Origin of the sequence: Bacillus sp. OTU2372, from assembly GCF_038440275.1 — a bacterium.
Classification (GTDB): domain Bacteria; phylum Bacillota; class Bacilli; order Bacillales; family Cytobacillaceae; genus Neobacillus; species Neobacillus bataviensis_B.
In genome coordinates this window covers 1-12,371 of sequence record NZ_JASATK010000046.1, presented here as the reverse complement: position 1 = coordinate 12,371, position 12,371 = coordinate 1, and the positions used below count along the sequence as shown (strand labels likewise).

At 38.1% G+C, this 12,371-nt stretch carries 13 protein-coding genes; 6 read left to right on the top strand and 7 right to left on the bottom strand.

The window, feature by feature from the left end; all coding sequences use genetic code 11:
• Positions 1-115 precede the first annotated feature (115 nt).
• From AAHB15_RS29420 to AAHB15_RS29405, 4 genes are all read right to left on the bottom strand, one after another.
• Positions 116-595 carry a cyclophilin-like fold protein gene (locus AAHB15_RS29420; RefSeq protein ID WP_335575710.1) on the bottom strand — a complete coding sequence of 160 codons (480 nt, stop codon included), beginning with the start codon at positions 593-595 and terminating at the stop codon, positions 116-118.
• Between the two features lie 278 nt (positions 596-873).
• The gene (locus AAHB15_RS29415; protein ID WP_335575709.1) at positions 874-1,278 is read right to left on the bottom strand and encodes a cupin domain-containing protein; all 405 of its coding nucleotides are present in this window, start codon (positions 1,276-1,278) and stop codon (positions 874-876) included.
• A gap of 79 nt (positions 1,279-1,357) precedes the next feature.
• Positions 1,358-2,221 carry an aldo/keto reductase gene (locus AAHB15_RS29410; protein ID WP_335575708.1) on the bottom strand — a complete coding sequence of 288 codons (864 nt, stop codon included), beginning with the start codon at positions 2,219-2,221 and terminating at the stop codon, positions 1,358-1,360.
• 141 nt (positions 2,222-2,362) lie between these two features.
• Positions 2,363-3,118: a carboxymuconolactone decarboxylase family protein gene (locus AAHB15_RS29405; RefSeq protein ID WP_335575707.1), complete on the bottom strand. Its 756-nt coding sequence runs from the start codon at positions 3,116-3,118 to the stop codon at positions 2,363-2,365.
• Positions 3,119-3,378: 260 nt separating this feature from the next.
• On the opposite strand from AAHB15_RS29405, the gene AAHB15_RS29400 reads away from it, so the two are divergent.
• Positions 3,379-3,885 carry a TetR/AcrR family transcriptional regulator gene (locus tag AAHB15_RS29400; protein ID WP_335575711.1) on the top strand — a complete coding sequence of 169 codons (507 nt, stop codon included), beginning with the start codon at positions 3,379-3,381 and terminating at the stop codon, positions 3,883-3,885.
• Positions 3,886-4,185: 300 nt separating this feature from the next.
• On the opposite strand, the gene AAHB15_RS29395 is transcribed toward AAHB15_RS29400, so the two are convergent.
• Complete coding sequence (locus tag AAHB15_RS29395; RefSeq protein ID WP_335575706.1) at positions 4,186-4,620, bottom strand: MerR family transcriptional regulator; 435 nt, start codon at positions 4,618-4,620, stop codon at positions 4,186-4,188.
• A 184-nt stretch (positions 4,621-4,804) separates the two neighbouring features.
• Here AAHB15_RS29395 and AAHB15_RS29390 point away from each other — a divergent pair, with 184 nt between their 5' ends.
• Together AAHB15_RS29390 and AAHB15_RS29385 are read left to right on the top strand one after the other, a co-directional pair.
• The gene (locus AAHB15_RS29390) at positions 4,805-5,656 is read left to right on the top strand and encodes an aldo/keto reductase (RefSeq protein ID WP_342043854.1); all 852 of its coding nucleotides are present in this window, start codon (positions 4,805-4,807) and stop codon (positions 5,654-5,656) included.
• A gap of 89 nt (positions 5,657-5,745) precedes the next feature.
• Positions 5,746-6,879: an FAD-dependent monooxygenase gene (locus tag AAHB15_RS29385; RefSeq protein WP_342043853.1), complete on the top strand. Its 1,134-nt coding sequence runs from the start codon at positions 5,746-5,748 to the stop codon at positions 6,877-6,879.
• 203 nt (positions 6,880-7,082) lie between these two features.
• Here the strand turns inward: AAHB15_RS29385 and AAHB15_RS29380 are convergent, their stop codons facing one another.
• Entirely contained in the window at positions 7,083-7,970 is an 888-nt protein-coding gene (locus tag AAHB15_RS29380; RefSeq protein ID WP_342043852.1) for a LysR family transcriptional regulator, read from the bottom strand.
• Between the two features lie 206 nt (positions 7,971-8,176).
• Between AAHB15_RS29380 and AAHB15_RS29375 the strand changes: the two genes are divergently transcribed.
• The 3 genes from AAHB15_RS29375 to AAHB15_RS29365 all read left to right on the top strand — a co-directional run bounded on the left by AAHB15_RS29375 (position 8,177) and on the right by AAHB15_RS29365 (position 10,917).
• Positions 8,177-8,977: an aldo/keto reductase gene (locus AAHB15_RS29375; RefSeq protein ID WP_335575701.1), complete on the top strand. Its 801-nt coding sequence runs from the start codon at positions 8,177-8,179 to the stop codon at positions 8,975-8,977.
• A gap of 25 nt (positions 8,978-9,002) precedes the next feature.
• A complete protein-coding gene (locus tag AAHB15_RS29370) occupies positions 9,003-10,202 on the top strand; it encodes an MFS transporter (RefSeq protein ID WP_342043851.1) in 1,200 nt (399 codons plus the stop codon).
• Between the two features lie 64 nt (positions 10,203-10,266).
• Positions 10,267-10,917 (top strand): SDR family NAD(P)-dependent oxidoreductase, encoded by a 651-nt coding sequence (locus tag AAHB15_RS29365; RefSeq protein WP_335575699.1) that lies wholly within the window; start codon positions 10,267-10,269, stop codon positions 10,915-10,917.
• Positions 10,918-11,231: 314 nt separating this feature from the next.
• On the opposite strand, the gene AAHB15_RS29360 is transcribed toward AAHB15_RS29365, so the two are convergent.
• A complete protein-coding gene (locus tag AAHB15_RS29360; protein ID WP_342043850.1) occupies positions 11,232-12,071 on the bottom strand; it encodes a tyrosine-type recombinase/integrase in 840 nt (279 codons plus the stop codon).
• Between the last annotated feature and the right edge of the window lie 300 nt (positions 12,072-12,371).

Sequence of the window (12,371 nt, the reverse complement as noted above, 5' to 3'; positions counted from 1 at the left end):
TTAAGTACATTCCTTCACAAAGTTATAGAAAAGTAACAAATTTCCCCTCAGTCTTAAACGGTAAAAAAGAAGGATGCACACTTAATACATCCTTCTAAACCCTCTTGTTCTTAGTTTAATCAATCTTTTCAATTGTAACTGTAAAATTACCTTTCAAACTTGCAAGCTTATCTGTTCCGGACTCTATCCTACCTAATTTAATAAGTCCCTTTGCATAACCAAAATCCCTATAAAATATAGCTAAATTTCCCCAAGGAGCATAATACGTAATATCTCCAATAGAAGCATCGGTACCATCTGGAGAATCGGTAGTAGACAATCTTTTTGGAAGATCGCTAATCTTTTCCGTTCCCGCATAGTCTTCAAGTGTTAACATAAGAGGAAGAAGTTCTATAAAATCACTTGCCGCTTTGCTGTCATTCAAAGTAGTAGTATATAAATTTTCACCAACAGTTAATCTTATTTTCATTAATTTCACGCCTTCTTTTATATATTTCACTAATTTTGTTGGACGAATTAGGATTTCACTTACAGCAACAGATTCCGGTGTGCTAATTGCATAAGCAACTGCATCGGCAATGTCACTTGACTTCAATCCCAAACCTTCAAACTTAGCATTATTCTTGACACGTTCACGGTTTTCAGGTTCGTTAATCGTAGTATAAAGTTCGGAATTGTTGAGTATCTATAAAAGGTTAGTTAAGTCAGCATGTCTAATATGCATATCATCAACTCAATCGCTGCATTTTTTTAATAACTTCTTGGCTTAAGGTAACGGCTGTACCATTTTCAATACTATTCCGTCCTTTTCCTTTTGTTTGTATGACCGTCATAATTAACGCATCGAATCATTTGATTCGATGCGTTAGTTTTTTACAATTTATTATAGGTTTCATCATCGACAGGTTCTAACCATTCCGGCTTACCTGCAGTGATTGCAATGTGTACGAACCAGCTATCTTTTGTAGCGCCATGCCAATGTTTAACTCCATCGTGAGTGACTATAACATCACCAGCTTTTAAGAATTGAGCAGGTTTTCCTTCTTCTTGGTACCAACCTTCGCCACCAGTTACCAATAAAATTTGAAAACCATCATGATGGATATGCCAGTTATTTCGGCATCCTGGTTCAAAAGTCACATTCCCAACACCAACGTTGATTTTAGGGTCAGAGACTAATCCTTTAAGATAACTTTGACCCACAAAAAATTGTGAAAAAGGATTTTTTTCTCCTGCTGGGAAAATAACGCCATTTTTTACTTCTTCATGTTTTGCCATTCTTAATTCCTCCGATAAATTTTATTTTTATTAACCAGCTTACAAGCAGGTTTTTGTCCGACTTTCATTTATTTTCTGTTTATTTTAACTTACCACCAAATACCGGGAAGAAGCTATGCTCACCATAATTCTGGATTTGCTCTACATTCTTCAAAGACTCCATATCTGTATCGCTGATAACAAAATCAAGCTCTGCATTGTTTCTCATGTGATCTGGATTTGCCGTCTTAGGAATTACTACAAGACCAAGCTGGATATCATAACGTAGACAAAGCTGAGCAACAGATACTCCGTACTTATCAGCTATTACCTTAACCTCTGCATTATCGAGAACTGCACCGTGTGCAATAGGTGAATATGCCTCTACTAGGATGTCATTCTTTTGGCAGAAATCAATTAGTTCAAAAGGAGTATTGCTCACATGTGCCAATATCTGATTTACCATAGGCTTAATCTCACAGCTTGCCAGAATATTCTCTATATCATCCTCAAGGAAGTTAGAAAGACCGATTGCCTTTACCTTGCCTGTCTTATAAGCATCCTCCATTGCTTTCCATACTTCTTTGTTCTCTTCAAAGTAACGGTTATCCTCACGGAACTCTACCCAAGGCTGTGGGCTGTGGATAATCAGAAGATCAATATAATCCAATCCCAATTTTGCTAAAGACTCATCAATGGACTGCTTAACTGCATCATAGGTCTTTGCTTCTGCAGCAACCTTTGTTGTAATGAAAAGTTCTTCTCTTGTAACACTGCAGGAACGGATTCCTTCGCCTACACCAGTTTCATTCATATAAGCCTGAGCAGTATCAATATGACGATATCCGATAGATACCGCAACACGCACTGCCTGTGCTGCCTGTGCATCGTCAAGCAGCCAGGTACCAAGACCTAATTTTGGAATTTCTACACCATTTGATAATTTGTAATTTTCGTTAAACATGCGTTTGTCTCCTTTACATTGTTATATTTTTTAAAATACCTTGTCTCATTTGCACGGTTTTCCCATTTCTCATTATGAATTTCTTCAAATAAAACAGAGATGTTTGACTATCCAGCGTTTACTTAATCCTTAAGTGTTGCCTTAATTTTCAGGAATAATTTCATTAATACAAGCTATTGCGTTTAGTGTTCTCGGAAAGCCCATATATGGGAGGCAGTGAGTGATGGCGGTGATCAATGTTTCCTTTTCATTGCCTACATTTTTGTTACCCAGAACATGTGACTTCACTTGGCTTTCACAACCGCCCAATGTACTGATAATACAGAGAGTCAACAACTCCCGTGTTTTCAAATCAAGTCCTTTGCGAGTGTAAAAGTCTCCAAAGCAAAAGGAGGAAAGATAGTCCTGCATATGCTTTTGATTTTCTGGAGCAGCCTCACGCATTTTTGCGATTGTCTCGCCAAAAATCTCTACCTGTACGGATAGTCCCTTGTCAAAGCGATTTTCTTCATCAACCTGCTTTTGGCTTTCTATTGGTAAAGCGATATTCTTCGCTTTGAAAACTTCATTAACTTCATTGATGGCATTCAATGTTTTTGGAAATCCGATATATGGTGCACACTGGTAAACAGCCTCTTTGATTTCTACTGGTGTCAGCCCAACGTTTAGTGCCGCAACTACATGTGCCTTGAACTGAGGCAATGTCTGGTTGGTAGTAAGCACTACTAGGGTAATCAACTCGCGTTGCTTGTCATCCAGATTTCCTTGATAGAATACTTCCCCAAAAATGAAGCGGCTAAGGATGTCTTGAAAATCAGGATCGGTAGCGTATGCGGCTGGTACTCCATTTCCAAATAGTTGTTTGTATTTTTCCTTGCTCTTTTCAACTCGATCCATAGTTAAACCTCCTGATTCTGCTTAATTCACTTCTATTATTCCGAAGGTGCTAAATTAAATCCACTAATAAAAAATCAATATTGATTGATTAATCAACATCTGTTTATAATTATAAAAAACCCCTTCATACTTTCAATGGTTAATTTAACTGAAATCGTTGATTACTCAACAAATCAATTAAAATTGTTGATTATCTCTAGAAAGATCGGTGAATTAAAATGTCTAAGGTAGATAGAAGAATAGCATAAAGCCAAGTAGCCATAAAAAATGCTGTAATTGACCTGATGACCGAAAAAAGTTTTGATGACATTACAATTCAGGATATTGCAGACAGAGCAGATGTTAATCGAGGGACAATTTATCTTCATTACACGGATAAGTACGACCTCCTTGATAAGATGATTGAAGAACATATAGAAAATCTCCGGGAACTATGCCAATCCGCATCTGAAATGACGTTTCAAGAAGGGAATTATGTCTGGTTTGAATACTTTGAGCGCAATTATTTATTCTTTTCAACGATGTTAGCGAGTAAAGGTGCCCCTTATTTTCGCAGTCGGTTTCTAGATTTGGTTATCGAAGAATATAAAGATGAAGTGAATGTAACAGAAGGAAAAAATAACGGTTTAAATGATGTAGTTATTCTTCAATTTTTTGGCTCAGCAATCGTTGGGGCAGTGGAATGGTGGTTCAAGAATGGAATGCCTTTGCCAGCTCGTGTGATGGCAGAACAAACGGGGGCATTGTTTGATAGGAATCTAGAATAAAAGCTATAATTATCTCAGATTGTGAAGAATTGTTCTTAAACGGGTGCAAGAGTTAAAGAAGTGATCGCTGTGGTGGTCTTTTTTTTGTTGTACAAACGGAGCAGGATAGTACAACAAGCATTGATTATAATAATATAAGGTTGTAAAGGAAGGTACTTTTTAGTGAATATAAGGGATTTTGCTGAGGCTACAGTGTAATTTCGGAGTAGTAGTCATTGTAATAGTGGAAAGAAATCGAACTAATTATTAGGCGGTAATCAGTTTCCTATGCTTTAGAACAAGCCGATTTCCAAAAGAAAATCAGCTTGTTCTTTTTTTGGGAGAGGTATTAACATTTAATAACTCCCATTCTTTAGGATTCGTGTCATCTGAGGCTACTCCATTGATAATATCAAGGTAGTGATTTGCTTTTTCTTCCATATATTTAGCTCTTTGTTTTGCTTCCTCCAACTGTTCCAGAGCAATGGCTTTTTGTTTCATAATGATTTCATAACGTTCTTGAATGGTAGAACGTCCTTCCAAACACAAGTCTACATAAGATTTAATGTCTTCCACTGACATACCACATTGTTTCAGATATTTTACACCTTTAAGCCAACTGATTGATTCTTCATCAAAAAGTCGATTATTGTTTTTGTCACGCTTTACACTTGGAACTAATCCTTTATCCGTATAGAAACGAACGGTATGTTCGGTTAGTTCAAGTAGCCTGGACACTTCCTTCACAGTATGCATTTTAACCACTCCCTAAAAATTTTTTTAAAAAACTTTTTAAAATCCCTTGCCTTCGTGTCGCTCGAAGGTGATAGGATTATCATAGTTCAAGTTACTGAAATTGTAAATCACCAACCATTGAGGACTAAATGGGATAAAATCAGTGATTTGAAATATTACATTTAAAATACAGGAGGAGTTATATATGCAAAAAGTAATTTTAAACAACGGTGTTGAGATGCCTATTCTTGGCTTTGGTGTATATCAAATTGAAGATCCAAACCTATGTGAACAGGCAGTATATGATGCCCTTATGGCAGGTTATCGCTTGATTGACACAGCAGCAGCCTATATGAATGAAGTAGCAGTAGGCAGAGCTATCAAGCGAAGTGGTGTCCCAAGAGAAGAAATATTTATTACGACAAAACTTTGGATTCAAGATGCAGGTTATGAGAATGCCAAGAAAGGATTCGCAAAATCACTGGAACGATTACAAGTAGATTATATCGATTTGTATTTAATCCATCAGCCATTTGGGGATGTATATGGTTCTTGGCGTGCGATGGAGGAATTGTATCGTGAAGGTAAGATTAGGGCGATTGGAGTCAGCAACTTCTATCCAGACCGTCTAGTTGATTTGATTGATCATAATGAAGTAGTTCCAGCAGTAAACCAGGTTGAAACCCATCCTTTTTGCCAACAAATAGAAAGTCATAACCTTATGAAAGAGAACAATGTTCAGATTATGTCCTGGGGTCCGTTTGCCGAAGGAAAAAATAACATGTTCCAAAATGAAGTATTAGCATCAATAGCTGAAAAATACAATAAATCTGTTGCCCAAGTGATTTTACGCTGGTTAACACAAAGAGAAGTAGTCGTGATTCCAAAGTCAGTTCATAAAGAAAGAATCATTGAAAACTTTAATATCTTTGACTTTGAATTAAGTCATGAAGATATAGAGACTATTGCTACTTTAGATACGAAAGAGAGCGTGTTCTTTTCACATAGAGATCCTGAATTTGTAAGATGGCTTGGTAACGTTAAATTTGATGTTTAATGTTATTTATCACTTAAAAACCGATTTTCCAAATTTGGAAATTCGGTTTTTCCTTTTTGAAGACATTACTAATAAGGGGGAAAAAAGCAATGAGAAAGAATTTCAGGAACAAATCAATCAATGATACTTTTATAAAAGAAGGTAACTGCTCTGCGGTTGTAGTTGGTGCGTCGCTTTCTGGACTAATGACAGGGATTGCTCTTTCAAAAGCTGGACTGAAGGTTACAATTTTAGAGAGAGCTGGGGCGAAACCACGTAGTGGTGCTGTTCTTCAGGTTGACAGTGGGGAAATTGATCGAACAAAAACAGCAAAATTCTTGAGAGAACTTGCTTCTGGTGGAATTAGGTCGGCTGAGGCTTGGTCATCTATACAGTTTCGATTACGCAAAGAAGTTGAAGCTGATTCCAGAATTGACTTACGTTATGATGCCCGTGTTCAAACTGTTAATCAGGACTACAACTCTGCTTGGGGTGTGACGGATAAGGGTGAAACATTCCACGGAGATATTTTAATTGGTGCAGATGGTCACCGTAGTATTATGCGACGTTATGTTTCACCGCATAAACCGAACGCCACTTTTGCGGGATACTTGATATGGGTAGCTATTGTAGATGAGAAAGACATACCTAAAAAACACCGACCTAGCCTCAATGCCCCGAAGTTTACTATGCCAGATGGTATCGGTGACTTTTTACTCGGTTTCATTATTGCTGGAGCAGACGGTTCTACAGCTCTAGGAGATCGACGACTGGGATGGGCTTGGTACGATAACACTCAAAATGATTTGTTACGTCGTCTTGGATGTGTTGAAGGAGACGTTGTGCAACATTCGCTTTATGCACCAGACATCCCTGAACAGACATTGATTGAGCTAGCTGAAAAGGCTTCTGACAGATGGGCTCAACCTTGGTTGGACGCAATCCTCCATAGTATTCAAACACGTAATCTTATCGGAACACCGATTGCCGAGTACGTTCCTGAAAATCTAGTGAAAGGACGTATAACAATCGTTGGAGATGCTGCACATCTGCCTACACCACTAACTGCGTCAGGATTTAATGCTTCCTTACAAGATGCTTCTATCTTAGCTGAATGTGTTGCAAAGGGGATACAAGGAACTGGAGCAACTGAGGCTCTTCTGGAATATGAGTCTCTCCGTCTAAAAAATGCACGTCAAATTGTGCAATCTGGACAATCTTTTAGTCAATCATTTGGACGATAAATGTGGAGTATACAGCATACGATAATTTGTGAAGCATTACACTTAAACTACCGGGGGCTTTTGTTTAATATCCCAAATTATAAAAAGTTGAGGATATGCAAGTTTTTATTGATTTCTTGCATATTTTCAGCTTCTTTTACATTCAAGAAATATACTGCCACAAACAGTATTTTTAATTGCCAAATACACAATTGGGACACGAATTATTCCAAAACGTTTGCCTTTTTGATTGTATCAATAAAAGCCATGACAGCTTTGGATGGCTCATTGGCATATACAATTCCAAAAGGAACCTCATAATCCCATTCTACAGGAATCGTTACAAGGGAAGGATGTACATCTGCCCAGATATCCAGTGTTTCCATAACATAGTTCATCTGCTGACATTTATTGAAAACATCTGCATCATAGAAATTTGGTGTATCTATGATACGGATTTCTGAATGTTTTGCTTGAATTTCATCTCGCAGGCGGTCCAAAACCAGAGATTCGCCACGTTTTACAAGCACAAGAGTTTCTCGGTATAAATCTTCCCACTTCAATAGCTTTTTCTTAGCTAGTCGGTGTTTGCGTGAAACAGCTATACAACATTGATTCATTCCAAGCAAATGAACATTGCATTTTCTCATCCAGCGAATAGAATCGCAGGGACCTACAAAACAGTCCATTTCCTTACCTAAGGAGGCAACAGTGGAGGTCATATCGTCTTCAAAGGGGACAATTTTTATCTGGAAAGGTAAATTGCCTTCATCAATTTTTGACCATAAATCAATTAGTATCTTAGATGGACGCAGTAAAGAAGTTCCAACCCGTATGACGTATTGATCTTCACCTGCAATCTGTTTGGCACGCTGGATGGCGCTGTCGGAAGCTTGAATCATCTGCTTTGCATCTTGATAAATTGAGCGTCCGGCTGCGGTCAAAAATACGCCTTGGTTTGTCCTCTCCAATAGTTTCACTCCTATATCACTCTCAAGAACATTGATCTGTTTCATTACGGATACGGTAGAGATAAACAGTTTTTCTGCTGCTTTGGAAAAGCTCCCACAGTCTGCTACTAGAATAAATGTATAGATATGTCTATTGTACATACAAACACCTGCTTTAACTTTAAGTTAATGCTATGTTAGCTTTTTGGTGTATTCACTGTCAAGTGGCTATGGTTTAAAATTCAAGAGTATTAATGTTAAAACCTTGGACAGTCATTCAAGCTTCAGATCATTGGTTTAACATAGAGGAATAATCTTACAGGTTGGAACAAAGGGCAAGAGATGTTTTTCAGTAAGGAGGGAAATTTGTGGAGTATATCACTTTGAATAATGGTGTGGAAATGCCTATTTTAGGATATGGTGTTTATCAAATTAGTGCTAGTGAATGCGAGCGGTGCGTTTTGGATGCCATCGAGGTTGGTTATCGTTCGATTGATACAGCACAGGTATATGGCAATGAGAAAGCAGTCGGGAATGCAGTTCGAAAATCTGGTATGCAGCGCGAAAATCTTTTTATTACAACCAAATTGTATATACCCTTTGGCGGTTATAAAAGAGCAGTGAATACCATTGATGAATCATTGCGGACGATGAAGCTCGAATACATTGATCTGCTTTTGATGCACGAGCCTTTTTCTGACTATCACGGGATTTATCGTGCTATGGAGGAAGCCTATCAAAGCGGAAAAGTCAGAGCAATTGGAGTTTCTAATTTTAATCCGGATGTGTTCGTGAACCTGGTAGAATCTTGCAATGTTATTCCTGCGATCAATCAGGTGGAGACACACGTATTTCGGCAGCAAGCGCAGGCACAAGAAATGATGAAACAGTATGGTACGCAAATTGAATCTTGGGCGCCTTTTGCAGAGGGAAAGAATAAGTTCTTTTCTAATGAAACCTTAAGAGAGATTGGGCAAAAATATGGTAAGTCGAACGCACAGGTGGGGCTTCGATATTTAATCCAACACGGAATCGTTGTAATTCCAAAATCCACCCATAGGGAACGAATGATCGAAAATATGGATGTCTTTGATTTTACGTTATCTGCGGATGATATAGCAAAGATTGCCCTGTTGGATGGAGGCAGAAGTCTGTTTTCATGGTATTAACTATGTCAATAAGGAGGTCTTTTCTTTGAAAGAAGCAAATGTAAAAGTTAATCATAAAACTTCTGAAAGAAGTTATTCTCTCATAACAGCTATTCTTTTCTGGTGTGGATTAGTTGTTGTATCTAGCCTGTATATTACGATTCCCTTGGTTTCAGTATTTGCAGGAGCTCTTAAAGTATCAACGTCGCAAGCAGCCTGGGGCGGGAGTGCATTTTCATTATGTTATGCTGTGGGTTTTTTATTTATCGGTCCCTTATCAGATCGCTATGGGCGAAAGCAAATCATTTTATTTGGGCTTATAGTCTTAACCATAATTTCTCCTTTGATTGGATTGCTTAATAATCTGTCGTGGTTGATAGCTCTAAGAGCGATACAAGGAATTGCTGCAGCAACATTTGCTCCAGCTGCCCTTTCGTATGTAGTAGAACATTTTCCGGCAGAAAAGCGAATCACTACAACTGGATTTGTCAGCACAGGATTTTTAATGTCTGGAATTGTTGGTCAGGTGTTCAGCAGTCTAATAAGTGAGAACTTTGGATGGAACTATGTGTTCTATATCCTTGGAGTGGTTTATCTAATCACTGTCATATTAGTAACGTGTTTTATCCCAATGAGTAATGCACCACAAATAAAAGGAAGTATGATTGACTCTTTTAAACAAATGGGAAAGGTCTTTGCACAAAAATCTTTACTTTTGTGTTACATCATAACGATAACACTTTTACTTTCTTTTGTTGGTATGTACACAACGCTAGGAAGTTATTTAAGTGGAACATTTGGTCTCAATAGTCAAGATATTTTGTATGTGCGATGTGTCGGGATTTTAGGTATGTTAGTTTCTCCGTTTTCTGGAAAACTGGTCGCAAAGTTTGGTATCCACTCCGTTATCAGAGTTGGCTTATCTTTAGCCGTTTTAGGTCTTGCAATTTTGGGAATTAGCACTAATATGGTCTTTCTTATCGTGATGAGTGTTGTTTTTGTGGCTGGCGTCTCCATAACGATTTCTACCTTAATAACACTTGTCGGACAATTAGGAGGAATTGCAAGGGGGTCTGCGATTTCACTGTTCTCCTTTATTCTATTTATGGGTGCAACTCTTGGACCAATTGTAGCTATGGGCATATTGAATATAAGTAGCTATATTTTAACGTTTGAATTGTTAGCACTTTTATTAGGAATAGGATTAATTGCCTCAATTCTTATTAAAAGTCGAGAGCAGGTATAATGAAGGAAAAAGATAAGATTGGACTTGTTTATTGAATTTACAAAATTTATAGGAGGATAAATAAATGAATAAAAAACTTATCGTCGTTGTTGGAGCAGGTGCTGGTGTCGGAAATCATGTCGCAAAAAAATTCGGTGTTAATAACTTCCGTGTTGTCCTAGTCTCCCGTAATCAGGATTCGCTGGATCAATATGTGCAGGAGTTGAGCTCGGAAGGAATAGAAGCATACGCGGTAGCAGCGGATGCGTCAAGTCCGGCATCGCTAACAGAAGCTTTTGACCAAATCAAGAAAAAGTACGGTAACACTGATGTGCTGGTGTACAACGCTGCAGTTTTGAAAGGTGGAAAACCAACTTCCTTGACAGCGGAATCCCTTGTATCTCATTTTAAGGTGGACGTAGCCGGTGCTTTACATTGTGCACTACAAGTTATCCCTGAACTAGTAGAACAAAAAGCAGGAACAATCCTCTTCACGGGTGGCGGATTGGCGCTGTACCCTTCGGCAGACTACACTGCTTTGGGCATAGGCAAAGCTTCTCTACGCAACCTAGCCTTTACTCTGGCTGAAGAACTAAAGCCTCAAGGCGTTTTTGTCGGTACGGTTACAATTGCTGGAGCTGTCGCTCCGGGAACTCATTTTGCGCCTGAACTAATTGCAGAGAAATATTGGGAGCTGTATGAAAAACGTGAAGAACACGAAATTGTGTACAGCTAAAGCGCCAGCTTTCTGATTCAAAAACGTTCGTGTTTATCGAACATAAAATGAATCACTTCAAAGGTTTGGAACAAATGATCTCCGTTGGTTCAACAGAGATCATTTCCTTTCTTAATTGTGCTATTACGAACCTGTTAAAGGTTTACTTGTGGAAATGAGTAGCCTCGCCTTAAAGGATTAAACAAAGAAAATTCCCTTCTTTACTGAAAGGGATTTTTTCTTTTGGCAATAAGTTTGTGAAGGATTGCACTCAAACTAACGGGTGCAAGACTAAAAAGGCAGCGGAATCGTCCGATGCCTTTTGCCATTCATGACTAAAAATATTTTCTATAAAATTCTCTTCTAAGGCTGCCACTTAACTGAGCATAAATCCTAGTGGTTTCGCTTTTTTCATGCCCTAGTAAACTTTGAATAACATCGATAGGAGCTCCGTTGTTCAATAGGTGGGTGGCATAGCTGTGGCGAAGTTGGTGTGGATGTATTTCTTTGTTGATCCCTGCACGGCTTGATATTCGCTTTATGATGTACCTCATCTGACCAATACTCATTCGGTGCGGGTGTCGTTCCGTAACAAATATAGCTGGGTCATTATCTTGGCGAAGATCTAAATATCGCTTGAGCCAGATTTCACACCGTATATTAAAGTATACCTCTCTTTCCTTATCACCCTTTCCAAGTACAATTGCAGAGCGATTTGACCAATTAATACTATTTTTATTAAGAGAAACAATTTCTCCTATTCTACAACCTGTTGAAAACATAAATTCAAATAATGCTTTTTCCATTGGAGTAAAACACGCTTCCCTCAAATGTTCAATTTCTCTCTCCGTTAAAAATTTCGGAATCCGTTTTCCTTGTTTAGGTTCTTTAATTTTTGCAGCTGGATTTTTTTGAATATGCCCTTCCTCGTGTGACCAACGAAATAGTGATTTAATAAATCGAATCCGATGAGTTAAACTTGATGGCTTTAAGTGTTCGCTGGATTTTGCTAGGTATCCTTTCAACTGATCGGTTGTTACTGATCCAATACTTACATCATTAAAGTGATGGATGAGTAACTTAGATTGGAGTCTATACGCTTTTAATGTCTGTGGAGAGAATCCTTCAATCCTCTTATCCGATTCATAAAGTTCCCAGGCTTTTGTTAATTGCAAAATCAATTCCTCCTTAAGGATTTTGTTAGAGGAATTATTGCCTTGAATATAGAAATAAACACGTTGATATTGAAGTAACGAAGCAGCATTCCTGTAATGAAGAAATATGAGGTTTGAACATAAAAAAGCCCCTTGGTATGATATGAATGTCCAAAGCTTGCAGGCCAAAAGGACAACAATTACAAATACCAGGAGGCTATTTAAATGAATTATAACCAAAATGAAAAGATTGCTCAAATTACTTCTCATACTCTAATAATAGGAGTAGATATTGCTAAGTTCTAGCACGTTGCACGTGCA

Coding starts and splice junctions, on each gene's coding strand:
- AAHB15_RS29415 (WP_335575709.1), bottom strand. CDS start 1,278: ATGGCAAAACATGAAGAAGTAAAAAATGGCGTTATTTTCCCAGCAGGA.
- AAHB15_RS29410 (WP_335575708.1), bottom strand. CDS start 2,221: ATGTTTAACGAAAATTACAAATTATCAAATGGTGTAGAAATTCCAAAA.
- AAHB15_RS29405 (WP_335575707.1), bottom strand. CDS start 3,118: ATGGATCGAGTTGAAAAGAGCAAGGAAAAATACAAACAACTATTTGGA.
- AAHB15_RS29395 (WP_335575706.1), bottom strand. CDS start 4,620: ATGCATACTGTGAAGGAAGTGTCCAGGCTACTTGAACTAACCGAACAT.
- AAHB15_RS29390 (WP_342043854.1), top strand. CDS start 4,805: ATGCAAAAAGTAATTTTAAACAACGGTGTTGAGATGCCTATTCTTGGC.
- AAHB15_RS29385 (WP_342043853.1), top strand. CDS start 5,746: ATGAGAAAGAATTTCAGGAACAAATCAATCAATGATACTTTTATAAAA.
- AAHB15_RS29380 (WP_342043852.1), bottom strand. CDS start 7,970: ATGTACAATAGACATATCTATACATTTATTCTAGTAGCAGACTGTGGG.
- AAHB15_RS29365 (WP_335575699.1), top strand. CDS start 10,267: ATGAATAAAAAACTTATCGTCGTTGTTGGAGCAGGTGCTGGTGTCGGA.